General features: G+C 65.3%; 15 protein-coding genes. 10 read left to right on the top strand and 5 right to left on the bottom strand.

Translation table 11 applies throughout. From position 1 onward, the window contains the following. The coding region (carB, locus tag ACHWRX_RS04130; protein ID WP_394658198.1) for a carbamoyl-phosphate synthase large subunit at positions 1 to 2208 on the top strand (2208 nt) is incomplete at its 5' end. A 144-nt stretch (positions 2209 to 2352) separates the two neighbouring features. Further along, entirely contained in the window at positions 2353 to 2829 is a 477-nt protein-coding gene (greA, locus tag ACHWRX_RS04125; protein WP_058736942.1) for a transcription elongation factor GreA, read from the top strand. 398 nt (positions 2830 to 3227) lie between these two features. On the opposite strand, the gene hemA is transcribed toward greA, so the two are convergent. Genes hemA through murI form a run of 3 tightly spaced genes read right to left on the bottom strand, consistent with a single transcriptional unit; the run spans position 3228 to position 6171 of the window. Beyond that, positions 3228 to 4442, bottom strand: coding sequence for a 5-aminolevulinate synthase (hemA, locus tag ACHWRX_RS04120; RefSeq protein WP_058736982.1), 1215 nt, complete (start codon positions 4440 to 4442; stop codon positions 3228 to 3230). After that, positions 4439 to 5368 (bottom strand): hypothetical protein, encoded by a 930-nt coding sequence (locus ACHWRX_RS04115; protein WP_394658197.1) that lies wholly within the window; start codon positions 5366 to 5368, stop codon positions 4439 to 4441. The genes hemA and ACHWRX_RS04115 overlap by 4 nt, the downstream gene beginning before the upstream one ends. Beyond that, positions 5365 to 6171 (bottom strand): glutamate racemase, encoded by an 807-nt coding sequence (gene murI, locus ACHWRX_RS04110; protein WP_394658196.1) that lies wholly within the window; start codon positions 6169 to 6171, stop codon positions 5365 to 5367. The genes ACHWRX_RS04115 and murI overlap by 4 nt, the downstream gene beginning before the upstream one ends. 106 nt (positions 6172 to 6277) lie before the next feature. Between murI and plsY the strand changes: the two genes are divergently transcribed. From plsY to ACHWRX_RS04085, 5 genes are all read left to right on the top strand, one after another. Then, positions 6278 to 6862 carry a glycerol-3-phosphate 1-O-acyltransferase PlsY gene (gene plsY, locus ACHWRX_RS04105; RefSeq protein ID WP_394658195.1) on the top strand — a complete coding sequence of 195 codons (585 nt, stop codon included), beginning with the start codon at positions 6278 to 6280 and terminating at the stop codon, positions 6860 to 6862. Beyond that, positions 6859 to 7971 carry a DNA-processing protein DprA gene (gene dprA, locus ACHWRX_RS04100; RefSeq protein WP_394658194.1) on the top strand — a complete coding sequence of 371 codons (1113 nt, stop codon included), beginning with the start codon at positions 6859 to 6861 and terminating at the stop codon, positions 7969 to 7971. The genes plsY and dprA overlap by 4 nt, the downstream gene beginning before the upstream one ends. Before the next feature lie 105 nt (positions 7972 to 8076). Beyond that, a complete protein-coding gene (locus tag ACHWRX_RS04095; protein ID WP_394658193.1) occupies positions 8077 to 8682 on the top strand; it encodes a glycerophosphoryl diester phosphodiesterase membrane domain-containing protein in 606 nt (201 codons plus the stop codon). A gap of 85 nt (positions 8683 to 8767) precedes the next feature. Further along, positions 8768 to 11350 carry a type I DNA topoisomerase gene (gene topA, locus ACHWRX_RS04090; protein WP_394658192.1) on the top strand — a complete coding sequence of 861 codons (2583 nt, stop codon included), beginning with the start codon at positions 8768 to 8770 and terminating at the stop codon, positions 11348 to 11350. Then, a complete protein-coding gene (locus ACHWRX_RS04085; protein WP_058736935.1) occupies positions 11347 to 11526 on the top strand; it encodes a hypothetical protein in 180 nt (59 codons plus the stop codon). The genes topA and ACHWRX_RS04085 overlap by 4 nt, the downstream gene beginning before the upstream one ends. A gap of 92 nt (positions 11527 to 11618) precedes the next feature. Here the strand turns inward: ACHWRX_RS04085 and ACHWRX_RS04080 are convergent, their stop codons facing one another. After that, complete coding sequence (locus ACHWRX_RS04080) at positions 11619 to 12878, bottom strand: MFS transporter (protein ID WP_394658191.1); 1260 nt, start codon at positions 12876 to 12878, stop codon at positions 11619 to 11621. Positions 12879 to 13039: 161 nt separating this feature from the next. On the opposite strand from ACHWRX_RS04080, the gene ACHWRX_RS04075 reads away from it, so the two are divergent. Genes ACHWRX_RS04075 through glpK form a run of 3 tightly spaced genes read left to right on the top strand, consistent with a single transcriptional unit; the run spans position 13040 to position 17078 of the window. Further along, positions 13040 to 14107 (top strand): putative sulfate exporter family transporter, encoded by a 1068-nt coding sequence (locus tag ACHWRX_RS04075; RefSeq protein WP_343055824.1) that lies wholly within the window; start codon positions 13040 to 13042, stop codon positions 14105 to 14107. A 7-nt stretch (positions 14108 to 14114) separates the two neighbouring features. After that, positions 14115 to 15593, top strand: a complete 1479-nt coding sequence (locus tag ACHWRX_RS04070) for a glycerol-3-phosphate dehydrogenase (protein WP_394658190.1) — start codon at positions 14115 to 14117, stop codon at positions 15591 to 15593. An 18-nt stretch (positions 15594 to 15611) separates the two neighbouring features. After that, entirely contained in the window at positions 15612 to 17078 is a 1467-nt protein-coding gene (gene glpK, locus ACHWRX_RS04065) for a glycerol kinase GlpK (RefSeq protein ID WP_394658189.1), read from the top strand. A gap of 63 nt (positions 17079 to 17141) precedes the next feature. Here glpK and ACHWRX_RS04060 read toward each other — a convergent pair whose 3' ends face one another. Beyond that, on the bottom strand, positions 17142 to 17669 hold the full coding sequence (locus ACHWRX_RS04060; protein WP_246388555.1) for a fasciclin domain-containing protein: 528 nt from the start codon (positions 17667 to 17669) through the stop codon (positions 17142 to 17144). Positions 17670 to 17675 lie beyond the last annotated feature (6 nt).

Below are 17675 nucleotides of genomic sequence, written 5' to 3'. Positions count from 1 at the left end.
CTCACCACCGCGATGAAATCGGTGGGCGAGGTCATGGCGATCGGGCGCAACATCAAGGAATCGATGCAAAAGGCCCTGCGCGGGCTGGAGACGGGCCTTGACGGTTTCAACCGGGTGCCGGCGCTGGAAGGCGCGGCCAGGGACGTGATCACCGCCGCGCTCGCCAAGGCGACGCCCGATCGCCTGCTCATCGTCGCGCAAGCGATGCGCGAGGGATTGAGCGTCGAAGAGATCCACGCGATCACGCATTACGACCGCTGGTTCCTGCGCCAAATCGAAGAGATCGTGGCCGAAGAGGCGAAGATCACTGCTGATGGCCTGCCGATCGATGCCGAGGGGCTGCGGCGGGTGAAGGCGATGGGCTTTTCTGACAAGCGTCTGGCGAACCTGGCCGTGCGCTCGGTCGGCGTGGCGGGCGGCCTGGCTGAAACCCAGGCGCGCCGGTCGGGCCTGCTGCACGATGCGTTGCGCGCGATGGCCGGCGCCACCAGCGAAGAGGAAGTGCGCAAGCTGCGTCACAAGCTGGGCGTGCTGCCCGTCTTTAAGCGCATCGACAGCTGCGCCGCCGAGTTCGAGGCGATCACGCCTTACATGTACTCGACCTATGAGGCCCCGATCTTCGGAGAGCCTGAGGACGAGGCGATGCCGTCCGACCGGCGCAAGATCGTGATCCTGGGTGGCGGCCCCAACCGCATCGGCCAGGGCATCGAGTTCGACTATTGCTGCGTCCACGCCTGCTTCGCGCTGGCCGAGGCCGGGTTCGAGACCATCATGGTCAACTGCAACCCCGAGACCGTCTCCACCGACTACGACACGTCCGACCGCCTCTATTTTGAGCCGTTGACGGCCGAAGATGTGCTGGAGATCCTGCGGGTGGAACAGCAGTCGGGCGAACTGGTCGGCGTGATCGTGCAGTTCGGCGGGCAGACCCCGCTCAAGCTGGCACAGGCGCTGGAAGATGCGGGCATTCCGATCCTGGGCACCTCGCCCGATGCCATCGACCTGGCTGAGGATCGCGAGCGCTTCGCCGCCATGGTCACCAAGCTGGGCCTCAAGCAGCCCGCGAACGGCATCGCCCGCAGCCGGGACGAGGCGGTCGCCGTGGCCAATCGCATCGGCTACCCCGTGCTGATGCGCCCCAGCTACGTGCTGGGTGGCCGCGCGATGGAGATCGTCGACAGCGAGCAGCAGCTGGACAACTACATCACCACCGCCGTGCAGGTTTCCGGCGACAGCCCCGTGCTGATCGACCAGTACTTGCGCGATGCGATCGAGTGCGACGTCGATGCGCTGTGCGATGGCGAGCAAGTCGTCGTCGCGGGCGTGATGCAGCATATCGAGGAAGCGGGCATCCACTCGGGCGACAGCGCCTGTACCCTGCCGCCCTACAGCCTATCGCCCGAAATCATCGCCGAGATGGAGCGCCAGGCGGAGCTGCTGGCGATGCGTCTGGGTGTGCGTGGCCTGATGAACATCCAGTTCGCGGTCAAGGACGGCGAGGTTTTCCTGATCGAGGTGAACCCGCGCGCCAGCCGCACGGTGCCGTTCGTCGCCAAGGCGATCGGCCAGCCGGTGGCCAAGATCGCCGCGCGGGTGATGGCGGGCGAAAAGCTCAGCACGTTCCCGCCGTTCAAGCGCGATCTGCCGTACATGGCGGTGAAGGAAGCGGTGTTCCCGTTTAATCGCTTCCCCGGCGTCGATCCGGTGCTGAGCCCCGAGATGAAGTCCACCGGCGAAGTGATGGGCATCGATGCCAATTTCGCCACCGCCTTCCTCAAGGCCCAGCTGGGTGCGGGCATGAAGCTGCCTGAGAGCGGCACGGTATTCGTGTCGGTCAAGGGCAGTGACAAGCCGGTGATCCTGCCGGCGGTGCAGGAACTGGTGGCGATGGGTTTCCGCATCATCGCCACATCGGGCACGCAGCGTTACCTTGCCGATGCCGGGCTGCCGGTGGAACTGGTGAACAAGGTGGCGGAAGGCCGGCCGCACATCGTCGACAAGATTGTCGACGGCGAAATCGCGCTGATCTTTAATACGACCGAGGGCTGGCAAAGCCTGCAGGACTCACAGTCGATCCGCAAATCCGCGCTGGCCGGCAAGGTCCCGTATTTCACCACGGCCGCGGCAAGCCGCGCGGCGGCACAGGCGATCGCGGCGATGCGCGGCGCGCCGCTTGAAGTGCGTTCGTTGCAAGACTATTATAGCTGAAACTTTTCGCGCCTCCCTACATTATAGACGATCGGCCCGCGCCTTTAAGGAGCGGGCCAATTGCTTATATAACGGGGCTAGGTTCCGGCGCGGTTAGCTCATAAGCGCCTCGCCGGGCGCATCATAAGGACGAAAGCGAAGCACATGGCCAGTGTCGAGAAGTTGCCGATGCTCGCGGAAGGCTACGAGCGGATGACCGCCGATCTCAAGGCCCTGCGTGACGAACGCCCACGGATCGTTGACGCGATCGAGGAGGCACGCGCACACGGCGATTTGTCCGAGAACGCAGAATATCATGCGGCCAAGGAACGCCAGGGCCAGGTCGAAGCGTCGATTTCCGATCTGGAAGACAGGATCAGCCGCGCGCAGATCATCGATCCCGCGACCCTTTCGGGTGACAAGATCATCTTTGGCGCCACCGTGACGCTGCTGGATGATGATGACAAGCCGGTGAAATACCAGATCGTGGGCACGTATGAAGCCGACGCCAAGGCTGGCCGCATCAGCTACAACTCGCCGCTCGGGAAGGCCCTGATCGGCCGCAAGGTCGATGATGAGATCGAAGTGACCGTGCCTGCGGGCGACAAGTTCTTCGTGGTTGAAAAGATCGAATTCATCTGAGGGCAGGGCCGCTTACTCACCCGAGTAGGCGGCTATCACCGACATCGGCGAGTACCACAAAGATTTAGCGCCGGTGTTGGTCGTGACCGGGTTTGGACTTTGCTCGACACGAACGGATGGGGCCGGTTGGCCAGTTCGGGATCAGCTGTAGGCGCAGGTAATTGCGCTCACGGTTGCCCGCGTTTCACACGCAAACGTACAGAACTCCACTTCCAAAAATCTCGCGAAGGCGTGACCCGACATCCGAGGGGCGGCTCATCCGACGATCGGATCTTCCGAGTTCCTGCGGTTGGGGCGGACTTCCGGCGGCGAGCTATCGGCGTGGATGATAGCGGATATAGCTTCCCACGTTCGCAAGACGGGCGAGGTGGGGGGAAGCCGAAGCATTCCCCGCAACCTCAGGCCGCTTGGCGCATCTCCAGGCGGTCCCAGATTTCCGCCAGTGCATCTGTCAGTTCACGCATCATGGCGTCGGTATGGCCGGGGCCTGGCGTGAAGCGCAACCGCTCCGTACCGCGCGGCACGGTGGGGAAGTTGATTGGCTGCACATAGGCGCCGTATTCCGCCAGCAGGATATCGCTAATCTTCTTGGCCTTCACCGGATCGCCCACCATCAGCGGCACGATATGCGTGACCGAGTCCATCACCGGCAGGCCAGCCTCCCGGAACAGCGACTTCAGCATCGCTGCGGCGCGCTGCTGGCCCTCACGCTCTTCGTTGGAAGACTTTAGGTGACGCACGGAAGCAAGGACGCCTGCCGCCAGCACGGGCGACAGCGAAGTCGTGAAGATGAAGCCCGGCGCATAGGAGCGGATGCAATCGACGATGCGCTTGTCCGCCGCGATATAGCCGCCCATCACGCCGAACGCCTTGCCCAGCGTTCCCTCGATGATGTGGATGCGATCCGCGGCCTCATCACGCTCGGAGATGCCGCCGCCGCGCTTGCCGTACATGCCGACAGCGTGGACTTCGTCGATATAGGTGATGGCGTTGTACTTGTCCGCCAGGTCGCAGATCGCGTGGATCGGGGCGACATCGCCGTCCATCGAATAGACGCTCTCGAACGCGATCAGCTTGGGCACGGCGGGATCGGCGGCGGCGAGCAGTTCTTCCAGATGCTCGACATCGTTGTGCCGCCACACCTTCTTCTCGCAGCCGGAATTGCGGATGCCCGCGATCATGCTGGCGTGGTTGAGCGCATCGGAGAAAATCACGCAGCCGGGCAGCAGCTTGGCCAGCGTTGAGAGCGTCGCGTCGTTGGACACGTATCCGCTGGTGAACAGCAGCGCCGCTTCCTTGCCGTGAAGATCGGCCAGCTCTTGTTCCAGCTGGATATGGTAATGGGTGTTGCCACCGATATTGCGCGTGCCGCCCGAGCCTGCGCCGACATCATGCAGCGCCTCTTCCATGGCGGCCACCACCTTGGGGTGCTGGCCCATCGTCAGATAATCGTTGGAGCACCATACCGTGATCGGCTTGGGGCCGTTGTGTCCGGCGAAGCAGCGTGCGTTGGGAAACGCACCCTTGTTGCGCAGGATGTCGATGAACACCCGGTAGCGGCCTTCTGAATGAAGACGCTCGATAGCCTGGTCGAAAATCTGGTCGTAGTTCACGAAGTCGATCCGCTCCACGGGGCGCCACCGGCAGCCTCAATGGCCCGCGCCTTACCGCATCCTAACCTGCATTGCCAGTTGCTTATAGGCGGGATTTCCCCCGACCGGGCCATTGATCGCCCTGGCCGATGGCTGTGCTCGGATGTGTCGATAAAGCCAGGTTCGATCAGCCGGGGCACGGCCATGTCATGGCCCGCGACGATGTGGAGCGCGGGGGCGGCGGCGCGCAATGCCGCGATCGTTCCCAGCCAGCCGAAGATCTCATCACGATTGGCCTTGTAGAGATGCGCCGTGGCGAGTCGAGCCGGGGGGCGCTGCTGCGTCCAGGAATCGGGAATCGGCGCGATATCGCCCGCGAACAGCACTTCGCGCCCATCGGCAAGACGAACGTAGATCATGCGCGCGCCCACGTTGACGCCGGGCGTGGGGATCACGACGATGCCCGCACTGGCGGCGTAGGGCGCTGCCGATTCCAGCGCGGCGTGAGGGGGAGCCTGCCCGGTCAGCCTCAAGTCCAAGGCGGATGCGGCAAGGGCTCGCTCCACGCGGGTCTGCGCGGCGATATCGAAATGGCTGAAACCGGCTTCCTTCGCTTGTCCGCGAGTCAGGCCGCGATCGAGAGTGACGGTGCTGCCATCATCGAACAGCACTTGGTAGGCCAGCAATGCGAAAACGTGGGGCTTCAACCCGGAGCCTGCGGCCAGCAGATCGCTGACGATATGTTTGCGAGCCACCACCTCGTACCGGATCGCTACGGGCGTGGCCGTTCCTGCGTGAGGGTCGCTGGCGGCAAGTCGGCGGAGCTGCTTGATGGTGAGGGGCTTGGCCTCTCCATGTGCGGCGCTGGCGTCCAGCAGGAACCAGGCGAACGGCGCACCGGCCAGCAGCAGCAGCGCCATCAGCACCACATTCAGCTTGCGCGTCAAACCTTGCGGCCCCCCTCCAGTCCGAAGCGAGCCAGCGCCTCCTCGTGCGCTCGTGTCATCGTTTCGTCACCTGTGGTTAGCGCGTAATCCGGGCGTATGCGACTAAATTCCTGACCTTTCAGCAGCCTGGCGACTTGGCGGGCGATCCCTTGCGCGCCGTGGACAAAGGCGACGCCGGGCCCGAAGGCTTGCGACAATTCCTGCTCCAGCAGAGGGAAATGCGTGCAGGCCAGGACGACGGTGTCGATCGCATCGCCGCCCGGCATGGCGCGCAGGTGGTCCACTGCATGGGTGATCGCGGCCGGGTCGGGCGCGCGGCCATGCAGCTTGGCCTCCGCCGCTTCCACCAGGCCGGGCGCGCCGTGGCGGAGGAGCTGCTTGCCCTTTGCGAACTCGGCCTCCAGGCGATCGACATAGGCCTGGCGGATCGTGGCCTCGGTGCCCAACAGGCCGATCACGCCGGTGCTGGTCATGGCGGCGGCGGGCTTGATCGCCGGCACGGTCCCCACGATCGGCACTTCCAGCACCTCCCTCACCATGCCCAGCGCGATGGTGGAGGCGGTATTGCAGGCGATGCAGACGAGGCGTGGCTTCAACCGCTCGGTCACGCGGCCCAGCAGCCCGGCGACGCGCGCCGCGATCTGCGCTTCGGTCTTGGTGCCATAGGGCAGGCCGGCGGTGTCAGCGAGGTAGACGATCGGCGCTTGCGGCAGCAGCTTGCGCACTTCCTCCAGCACGGTGAGCCCGCCGACGCCCGAATCGAACAGCAGGATCGGTGCCGACGGGTCGAGGGGTTCATCCACTTTGGAGGGGCCTTTCGCGCAGGAGTCGACGCGACTGTTAGCGGCGCGGCGGCGGCTTGGCCAACAAGGCTTCGCCAAGCGCGGGGGGAGAAGCTAAGAGACGCGCATGACGCAGATTCTAGCTATCGCCCTTGGTTACCTGCTCGGCTCGATTCCCTTCGGCCTGCTGCTGACGCGGCTGACCGGCGCGGGCGACTTGCGCAGCATCGGTTCGGGCAACATCGGCGCCACCAATGTGCTGCGCACCGGGCGTAAGGGCCTGGCGGCGACCACATTGCTGCTTGATCTGGCCAAAGGGCTTGTCGCGGTCCTGCTGGCGCGCAGCATCTGGCCCGGAGCGGAGCCGTTCGCGGCGGTCGCGGCGGTCGTGGGCCATTGCTTTCCGGTCTGGCTGGGCTTTCGCGGCGGGAAGGGCGTGGCGACGCTGGCGGGCGTCAGCTTCGGGCTCGCCTGGCCGATCGGGCTTGTCTACGCGGGCCTGTGGCTAGGGATGCTGGCGATCGCGCGCATCTCCTCGGTCGGCGGGATGAGCGCCGCCGTGGGCGCACCGATCGCAGCCCTGGTGCTGGGCTATCCGGCTTATGCGCCGGCGCTGGCGATTCTTGCCGTGCTGGTGGTCTGGATGCACCGGGCGAACATCGCACGCCTGCGCTCCGGAACGGAGCCACGCGTCGGTAGTTCCAAGGCGTGAGCGAGCCGCTTTCACGCGATGAGGCGTTCGCCCGCATCCGTCTGTTGCGATCGCCCAATATCGGCCCGGTCAGCTACGGGCAGCTTCTTGGCCGGTTCGGCACCGCCATCGCCGCGCTGGAAGCTTTGCCGGAGATAGCGGGACGCGGCGGCAAGACGTATCAGGCTGCCCCGGAAGAGCGCATCACCGCAGAAATCAGCGCCGTGCGCAAAGCCGGCGCGCGCTATCTATTTCATGATTCGCCAGACTATCCGGCGCTCCTGGCACAGAGCGAAGGTGCGCCGCCGATCCTGACGGTTAGAGGTGATCCGGCGCGTGCGGCGGGGCCTTGCGTCGCGATTGTGGGGGCACGCAACGCCTCCGGTGCGGCGGTGAAACTGGCCCGCGATTTCTCGCTTGCTCTGGCAGAGGCGGGCTTCACGATCGTTTCTGGCCTGGCGCGTGGCATCGACGGCGCGGCCCATGGCGGCGCTCTGGCTGCGGGGAACGGCGCCACGATCGGCGTGATCGCCAGCGGCATCGATATCGCTTACCCGCCCGAACATGCGGACCTACAGGAGCGGGTGGCGCGGGAAGGCTTGCTCATCGCCGAACAGCCGCCGCGCACCGAACCGCTTGCTCGCCACTTCCCCACGCGTAACCGCATCATCGCCGGGCTGGCCGCCGGGACGGTGGTGGTGGAAGCCGCCCCGCGATCCGGCTCGCTCATCACGGCGCGGCTGGCGGGGGAATTCGGGCGGGAAGTGATGGCGATCCCAGGCTCCCCGCTCGATACCCGGTCGCACGGCTGCAATCAGCTGATCCGGGACGGTGCGGTGCTGGTGCAGCGGCCCGAAGATGTGGTGGAATTGCTCTCCGGCTTTGACGGCACACCGCGCTCTTCCTTCCGGGAGACTCAGCCAGGCTGGATCACCGCCCCGGTTCTCGTTCCGCATGACGATGGTCCGTGCGATGTGGCCAAGCTGCTCACACTCGCGCCGATCGGCGTGGACGAATTGATCCGCCAGTCAGGCGGCAGTGCGTCCGCGGTGCAACTGTCCTTGCTCGAACTGGAGATCGCGGGCAGGCTGATGCGGCACGCCGGCGGGAGGGTCAGTCTCTCGGCGTGATTACGCGAAGATTGCGAGTAGGGGGCTTTGATGGAAAACCCGGCAGCACGCCTGGGAATAGGCCGCGTCTCAGGCGGGACGTGGGATCTGATCAGACGCCGCCCCATGGCGTTGCTTGCGGGCGCGGCCGTGATGGCCGTGGTCGACACCGCGTTCGAGATCGTCACGCCGGACTCGAATAACAATCTGATCTCCAGCGTCGTCTCCATCGCCGTCGTCTATCTCGTGATGCGAACATTGCTGCGCGAAGAAGGACTGGTTGACCGTGAGGGCGGCTTTGGCAGCTATTTCGGCGCGTCACTGCTGGCGGGCATCGGCGCGATAGTCGGGCTTATTTTCCTGATCGTGCCGGGGCTTTACCTGATGGCGCGATGGTCGCTGGCACCCACCATGGTCTTGTCGCAGGGGTATCGGGCGACCGACGCCTTGCGCGAAAGCTGGCGGGTGACGCAGCCGTTCGCGTGGAAGCTCGTGCTTGTGTGGTTCCTGTATTACCTGGCGTTTGTGCTGCTAATTCTGCTGGTGGCTGCGCCGACTGGCTATCTTGCGATGCAAGGCGCCATCGCCGAAGAGGGAACGCTGGGCGCGCCCGTGACCTTCCTGCTGAGCCTGCTCGTCAACCTGGGCCTGATCGCCGCAGCCTACATCAGCGTCGTGGTGTTCAGGCAGATCTTCACCGCCACCTCCGAACTGGAAGACGTCTTCGCCTGACCCCCTTGCGGCTCCGGAAAATGCTCGTCACCCTACACGTGTATGTATGCGCGTACGCACGCGTAGGGACGTCATGGGAATTTGAATGCAACTCGTCATCGTAGAATCGCCGGCCAAGGCCAAGACCATCGAGAAGTACCTGGGCAAGGACTACCGCGTTCTCGCCTCCTACGGCCACGTCCGTGACTTGCCGCCCAAGGACGGCTCGGTCCGCCCGGATGAGGCGTTCGCGATGGATTGGGAGCTTTACGGTGACAAGGCCAAGCAGGTGAAGGCCATCACCGACCTTGCCAAGCAGGCCGACCGTCTGATCCTGGCGACCGACCCTGATCGTGAGGGCGAGGCGATTTCCTGGCACGTGCGCGAACTGCTGGCCAAGCGCAAGGCGCTGCCCAAGGACGTGCAGCGCGTCACCTTCAACGCCATCACCAAGGACACCGTGACCAAGGCGATGACCCAGCCGCGTGAGCTGGATCAGGACCTGATCGACGCTTATCTTGCCCGCCGCGCGCTGGACTATCTGTTCGGCTTCACTCTTTCGCCGGTGCTGTGGCGCAAGCTGCCAGGCGCGAAATCGGCAGGCCGCGTGCAGTCCGTCGCGCTGCGTCTGATCGTCTCGCGTGAGCGGGAAATCGAGCTGTTCCGCCCGCAGGAATATTGGTCCGTCGCTGCGCAGATGGCGCATGACGGCACGGACTTCACGGCTAAGCTCGTGGCGTTCGAAGGCGAAAAGCTCGATCGGCTGAGCCTGGGCGACGAAGGCACCGCGATGCGCGCCAAGGCCGCCGTGGAAGCGGGCGCCTTCAAGGTGGAAGGCGTCGAAACCAAGCCGCACCGCCGCAATCCGCAGCCGCCGTTCACCACCTCGACCTTGCAGCAGGAGGCCGCGCGCAAGCTGGGCTTCTCGGCCAGTCACACGATGCGGGTGGCGCAGACGCTGTATGAGGCGGGCGCGATCACCTACATGCGAACCGACGGCGTGCAGATGGATCCTTCGGCAATTTCCGAGGCGCGCGCGGCGATCTCCGACAAGTTCTCAGGCCATTTCCTGCCGGAGAAGCCCCGCCACTACGAAACCAAAGCCAAGAACGCCCAGGAGGCGCACGAGGCGATCCGACCGACGGACTTCACCAAGGAGCGCTTCGGTTCGGGTGACGAGGCGCGGCTCTACGATCTGGTATTCAAGCGCGCGATGGCCAGCCAGATGGCATCCGCCCAGTTGGAGCGTACCACGATCACGCTGCGCGACGGCACCGGCCGCAACGAACTGCGCGCCACCGGGCAAGTGGTGAAGTTCCCCGGCTTCCTGGCCGTGTACGAGGAAGGGCGCGACCAGAAGGGGGAGGATGACGAGGAGAGCGGCCTGCTTCCCGCGATGCAGGCGGGCGACATGCCGGCCAAAAAAGGCGTCAGTGCAGAGCAGCACTTCACCCAGCCGCCGCCGCGCTATTCGGAGGCCAGCCTGGTCAAGCGGCTGGAGGAACTGGGGATCGGCCGGCCTTCCACTTACGCCGCGACGCTGCAGGTCCTGAAGGACCGTAACTACGTCCGCACCGAGAAGAACCGTTTCTTCGCGGAGGAAAGCGGTCGGCTTCTTACCTCGTTCCTTGAGCGGTTCTTCGAGCGCTACGTCGCGTACGAGTTCACCGCCGGGATGGAGGAGGAACTGGACGACGTTTCGGGCGGACGGGCCGAATGGAAGGACGTGCTCGCCGAGTTCTGGCGCGACTTCAAGCCCAAGTCCGACGAAGTGATGGAGCGCAAGCCTTCCGAAGTGATGGAGGGTCTGGACGAGTTTCTGGGCGAATACCTGTTCCCGCCAAAGGAGGATGGCTCCGACCCGCGCCTGTGCCCCAAGTGTGAGGCTGGGCGCTTGTCGCTTCGTGGCGGGCGCTATGGTGCCTTTGTCGCCTGCTCGAACTATCCGGAGTGCAAGTACACCCGCAAGTTCGCGCAGCCGGGCGGGCAAGCCGACGGTGGCGAGGACGAAGGTCTGGGCCAGGACCCGGAGACCGGGCTGGAGATCATGCGCCGCTCGGGCCGCTTCGGGCCCTACATCCAGCTGGGTGAGGGCAAGGAGGCCAAACGTGCCTCGATCCCCAAGGATATTGACGAGCTGAACCTGGAATGGGCGATCAAGCTGCTCAGCTTGCCCCGCACGGTCGGCACGCATCCCGAATCCGGCAAGGATATCACTGCCAGCATCGGTCGTTACGGGCCGTACCTCGTGCATGATAACAAGTACGCACGCTTGCGCACTACGGCCGAGGTGTTCGAAACCGGCATGAACGCGGCGGTTACGCTGCTGGCCGAAGCGGCGGCGAACAAGGGCGGACGGGGCAATCGCACGCCCGCCGAGCCGATCAAGGTGCTGGGCGCGCATCCGATTTCCGGTGGCGAGATGAAGGTGCTGGCGGGCCGCTACGGTCCGTACGTCACCGATGGCACCACCAACGCCACGTTGCCGCGCGATGCCAAGCCCGAGGACCTCACCGCCGAAGCGGCGATCGTGCTGATCGACGAGAAGGCGGCGAAGGGGCCGGCCAAGGGCAAGAAGAAGGCCGCGCCGAAAAAGGCCGCTGCCAAGAAGGCTCCGGCCAAGAAGACGGCGGCGAAGAAGGCCCCGGCCAAGAAAACGACAAAGGCCAAGGCGGAGGCGGCCAAATGAGCGAGAAGCTTGCCAAGCACAAACAGCCCTGGAAGCCGGATGAGCTGCAGAAGCTGCGCACTCTGGCGGACAAGGGCAAAGGGCTGAAGGAAATCGCCAAGGCGCTCAACCGCACCGAGGAATCGACCAAGGATGCGGCCAAGCAGCACGGGATGACGATCGGCAAGCTGCGCTAGGGGCAAAAGCCACCGTCATCCCCGCGAAGGCGGGGGCGACGGTGGTGGTCGGCTTTGGCGTCGATCGCCGCCCGGGGTTTAGCAATGCGCCCTTAGTCTTCCACCGCCACCAGCTTGGGCTGCATCAGGTGGATGAACGCCAGCGCCACCAGATAAGCGCCGCCACAGATTACGAAGAGCGGGGGGTAGCCCAGGCCATGGTCCAGCGACCAGCCGGCGAACTCGATGATCCCGGTCCCGGTCAGGTTCCCGCCGATCGCGCCCAGCGCGATGACGGTGGCGATGCGGCGGGTCGGGATGATCTCGGTCGCCATGCCGAACAGGTTGGTGGAAAAGCCCTGGTGCGCGAACAGGCCGAAACCGATGCAAAGCGCCGCGATCCACGGATTGGGCGCGATCATCGCCAGCGGCATCAGCAGCACGACGAGGGCGAAGAACAGCATCGCGCTCTTGCGTGCGGCGTTGAGCGAAAGGCCACGGTGCAGCAGCACCGGATAGAGCGCCCCGCTGCTCACCGCGCCCAGCGCCGCCAGCGTGAAGACCAGCGCAATCGGCCCGCCCAGCGTGCCCTGCGTCAGGCCGAACTGGCGTGAGAAGAAGTCGGGCGCCCAGAACAGCACGAACCACCAGACCAGGTCAGTGATCGCCTTGGCGCCGATCACGGTCCAGCTGCGCCGATCCGACAGGATCTCCCCCCAGGCGACCTTCGCGGGACCGGCCTTGGCCTGACCACCGATAGGGCGCAGCCGCGAAGTGCTGAGCTGCCAGGCGATCAGCCAGACGATGCCGAGGCCACCGGTGACGACGAAAGCCGCTTTCCAGCCGAATGCCAGCGCGAACGGCGGGATCAGCAGCGGTGTCAGGATCGCGCCGATATTGGGCGCGGTGTTGATGATGCCGATGCCCACCGAGCGGCGCTCGATCGGCAGATAAGTGGCTGCTGTTTTCATCGCCGCCGGAGTGTTCACCGATTCGGCGGTGGCCAGCACGGCCCGGGCGACCACGAATTGCTGGACGCTGGCGGCCAGCGCATGGGCCATCCCCGCCAGGCTCCACACCGCGACAGCCACACCATAAGCCAGTCGCACGCCGAACCGATCGACGAACCAGCCCACGCCCAGCAGCGACACGGCGGCCGAAAGCTGGAAGATCGAACCCAGATGCGCGAATTGCTGGTCGTTCCACTGGAACTCCGCCTCCAGCATCGGCTTGAGCAGCGCCAGCACTTGCCGGTCCACATAGTTGAGCGCGGTGGCGAAGAAGATCAGGCCGATGAGGACATTCTGGGCACGGGCGGCGGCCTTGTCTGGCTGCGAAGGAGGCGAAACCTGATGCCGCTCGTGTATCGTCATTCCCACTCTCCCACAGATTGACCGCATCTTTGGCGGCTTGCCCGTCCCGGTTACGCAAAGCACTTGCCCGTCCGGGCGCTTGGTCATAGAAGGGATATGACAACGCAGGACATACAGCAAGTGTCTTCGTGCCGTTGATACTTGAGAGAGGGCCGCCAAGGGTGACACCAGATCATGCCGGAGACCTGTATGGCGAGATTTTTCTTGCCCAGCAGGACGCGCCTGCGCCGCGCAGGTCCCGGATCGACGAGTGGAAGCTGCTGTGGCCGGGATTCGCGGTCTGCGCGATCGCCAGCATCGCCGCCGCCTGGCTTTCCGAGCATTACGGCGCGCCGATCATCCTGATGGGCCTGCTGATCGGCCTCGCGCTGAACTTCATCACCAGCGAGCCGCGCGTCAATCCGGGGCTGGACTTCGTGTCCAAAGGCTGCCTGCGCTGGGGCATCGTCGTGCTGGGCACGCAAGTCACGATCGCGCAGATCGGAGGGCTGGGCCCGGTGCCGTTCCTGGCCTTGCTGATGGTGATGGCGGCGGCGATGGGCGCGGCGCTGCTGGTGGCGCGCCTGACCGGGGCGACGACGGCGATCGGCCTGCTGGCGGGTGGTGCGACCGCGATTTGCGGGGCTTCCGCAGCGCTGGCGCTGTTCGGCGTGCTGGGCCCCAAGCGCGTCAGCCAGGCGCAGTTTGCGCTGACGCTGGTGGTCGTCTCGATGGCCAGCGCGCTGGCGATGTCGTTCTATCCGCCGCTCGCCGCCGCGCTGCATTTCGATGATCGGCAGGCCGGGTTTCTGATCGGCGCGTCGATCCACGACGTGGCGCAGGCGATTGGCGGCGGTTACGCCTTTTCCGATACGGCGGGCAGCTATGCCACGATCGTCAAGCTGAGCCGCGTGGCGCTGCTCGCCCCGGTGGTCACCGTGGTGTCGATCTGGGCGGCGGATGACGATGGGCGGGGGCGGCATTGGATCAGGAAGCTGGCGCTGCCCTGGTTCATCGCATTGTTTCTGGTGGTGGTGGTCCTCAATTCGATGATCGCGGTGCCGCCGGTCGTCGCCAAGTTCTGTCTAACGTTGTCAAAGGCGCTACTGCTGCTGGCGGTGACGGCGACGGCGATGCGGTCGCGCCTCGATCTGGTGATGCAGATGGGCTGGCGAGCGGCCATGCCGGTGGTCGCGGCGACAGTGGCATCGCTGCTGGTCGCAATCGCGTTCAGCATGATGATCTTGTGAGAGGCCCATGATGGAAACGATCTACGATATCGCCGTAATCGGCGGCGGTGTGAACGGCTGCGGGATTGCACGCGATGCCGCCGGGCGCGGCGCGAAAGTGCTGTTGCTGGAGCAGGGCGATGTTGCCAGCGGCACATCATCCGCCTCCACCAAGCTCATCCACGGCGGCTTGCGCTATCTGGAGCACTACGAATTCGGCCTTGTGCGTGAGGCGCTGAGCGAGCGGGAGCGGCTGTGGGCGATCGCCCCGCACATCATCTGGCCGATGCGTTTCGTGCTGCCGCATGTGAAGGGCCTGCGCCCGCGCTGGCTGCTGCGCCTGGGCCTGTTTCTCTATGACCATATCGGCGGCCGCCGCGCGCTGCCCGCCACGCAGAGTGTGGATCTGCACAAGCATCCCGCCGGCAAGGCATTGAAGCCAGGTTACGGCCCGGCGTTTGTCTATTCCGATGGTTGGGTGGACGATGCCCGCCTGGTGGTGCTGAACGCGCGTGACGCTGCCGATCGCGGTGCGACGATCCTGCCGCGCACGCCGGTGACTGCCATGGAGCGCGAAGGCGAGGGCTGGCTGATCCATACGCCGCACCAATCCTTCCGCGCCCGCGCCGTGGTGAACGCCGCCGGCCCGGCAGTGCTCGATCTGCTGAACCTTTCGGGCGAGAACACCGCGAAGAAAATGCGGCTGGTGCGCGGCTCGCACATCGTCGTGCCGCGCTTGTTCGACCATCCATATGCGTACTTCTTCCAGATCCCCGATGGCCGAATTTTCTTCGCCATCCCCTATCAACACGACTTCACGCTGATCGGCACTACCGATCGCGATCATCACGGCCCGCTGAAGGACGTGAAGGCGAGCGAGGAGGAGATCGCGTATCTCTGCGATGCGGCCAACGCCTATTTCGACCGGCAAATTGGCCCTGGCGACGTGGTGTGGACGTACTCGGGCGTGCGCCCGCTGATCGACGAAGGCACCGGTAAGCCCGAAGCGGCGACGCGGGGCTACAGCTTCGATCTCGACGAGAATGCACAAGGGCGCGCGCCGATCCTCTCCGTCTTCGGCGGCAAGATCACGACTTATCGCCATCTTGCCAAGGACGCAGTGGAGAAGCTGAAGGGCCATGTACCCGGCCTCTCGGGTAAAGATTGGACCGCCGATGCGCCCCTGCCGGGCGGTGATTTTCCGATCGATGGGATCGAGGCGCTGAAGGCTGAAATCGCGGGTAGCTATCGCTTCCTGTCCGCCGCCACGGTCGATCGTGTGGCCCGCGCCTACGGCACGCAGGCCCGGCTCTGGCTGTCGGATGCGCAGTATCCTGCGATGCTGGGGCAGGACTTCGGCCATGGGCTAACCAAGGCCGAGGTCGATTATCTCGTCACCCGCGAATGGGCGCGCACGGCTGAGGACATCCTGTGGCGGCGCACCAAGCTGGGGCTGCGGCTGGATGCGGCGCAAGTGGCGGGCCTCAAGGCCTACCTGGGCGAATAAGCGGCGGAAGGGGAGACGATGATGGACGGCTGCATTCTTGTTCTGGACGAGGGAACCACCTCCACCCGCGCGATCGTCTATGCGCATGATGGGCGCGTGCTGCACACTGCCCAAAAGGAACTGACGCAGCACTATCCGCAGCCCGGATGGGTGGAGCATGACGCGAACGAAATCTGGGGACGAACGCTCGATTGTGCGCGGGCCGTCATCGAGCAAGTGGGTGGGGCCGATCGCATCGCCGCGCTGGGCATCACCAACCAGCGCGAGACGGTGGTCGCCTGGGATCGCCAGACCGGCCAACCAATCACGCGGGCCATCGTCTGGCAGGATCGCCGCACCGCGCCGTTCTGCGCCGCCTTGCGCGAAGGCGGGCATGAAGAGGCGGTGCAGGCGCTGACCGGCCTGGTCATCGACCCCTACTTCTCCGGTAGCAAGATGCGCTGGATCCTCGACAATGTGCCCGCCGCGCGTGACCTGGGAGACCGGCTGGCGTTCGGCACCGTGGAAAGCTGGCTGGTCTGGAAGCTGACGGGCGGCCTGCATGTCTCGGACGCCAGCAACGCCAGCCGCACGCAATTGCTGGCGCTGGACGCGCCGGGCTGGGACGAGGGACTGCTGGACTTGTTCGGCGTGCCGCGCGCGGCCTTGCCCGAGGTGGTCGACACCCACGGCGAGATCGGGCGCTGCGATCCGGCGCTGCTGGGCGCTGCCATCCCGATCTGCGGCCTCGCCGGCGATCAGCAGGCCGCCACCATCGGCCAGCATTGCCTTGCCGTGGGTGATACCAAGGCGACATTCGGCACCGGCGCTTTCGTGCTGACCAACATGGGCGCCAAACTGCCGCGTTCCTCGCACCGGTTGCTCGGCACGGTGCTATGCCAGCAAGGTGGCCAACGGACCTATGCGCTGGAAGGCTCGATCTTCGTCGCGGGCAGCCTGATCAAGTGGTTGCGGGACGAACTGGGCGTGATCCGCACCGCCTGCGAAAGCGAGCAGCTCGCCCGCTCCGTGCCGGACAATGGCGGCGTGCTGTTCGTGCCTGCTTTGGCCGGGCTGGGCGCGCCGCACTGGAAGCCGGACGCCACGGGCGTCGTGGCAGGAATCACGCAAGGGACCAGCCGCGCCCATATCGTGCGCGCGGCGATGGAGTCGCTCGCCCACCAGTGCCATGACCTGCAGGACGCCTTTGCGGCTGACGGCGCGGCGTGGAAGACGTTGCGGATAGACGGCGGGATGAGCGCCAATGACTGGATCGCGCAGGACCTGGCCGATATCCTGGCGCTTCCGGTCGAGCGCCCGGCGGACACGGAAACGACCGCACTGGGCGCGGCGATGTTGGCGAGCGTCGGGGTGGGGCTTCATGCCTCGCTGGAAGACGCGGTCTGCATGGGCGGAGAGCGCCAGACGTTCAACGCGGTCATGGATGACGGCGTAAGACAAGCCCGGTTCGCGTTATGGACGGAGGGCTTGCGGCGCCACGTCTGAGCCAGGAGTTCTGTTGCTGGAGAAGTACCCCGGGGCCACGAATGCGGCCCCGGGATCAGAGCCTTACGGCATCAATACGGTATCGACCACGTGGATCACGCCGTTCGATTGCATAACGTTGGGGATCGTGATCTTGGCCTTGCCACCCTTGGCATCGGTCAGCCACCAGCCGCCAGCCTTGTCCTTCCAAGCGGTCAGCTGCTCGCCCTGGACGGTGGTCAGCATGGCCTTGCCGCCATTGGCCTTTGCCTTGGCCGCAATGTCCATCGCGGTCAGGCGACCGGGCACGACGTGGTAGGTCAGGACCTGCGTCAGCTGGGCCTTGTTCTCTGGCTTAAGAAGGGTGTCCACCGTACCGGCGGGCAGCTTCTTGAAGGCGGCGTTCGTGGGAGCGAACACGGTGAACGGACCGGGGCCCTTCAGCGTCTCCACCAGTCCGGCAGCCTTCACCGCTGCGACCAGCGTGGTGTGATCCTTGGAATTGACCGCGTTGTCGACGATGTCCTTGGTCGGATACATCGCGGCGCCACCGACCATCGGGTTCTTGGCCAGCGCCAGCGAAGGTGCGCCAAAGACGAGGGTTGCCGCCATTACGGC

It is taken from the genome of uncultured Novosphingobium sp. (assembly GCF_964277725.1).
GTDB classification, from domain to species: Bacteria; Pseudomonadota; Alphaproteobacteria; order Sphingomonadales; family Sphingomonadaceae; genus Novosphingobium; species Novosphingobium fluoreni.
The sequence above is the reverse complement of the archived record's forward strand: the minus strand, read 5'-3'. Positions and strand labels throughout refer to the sequence as shown.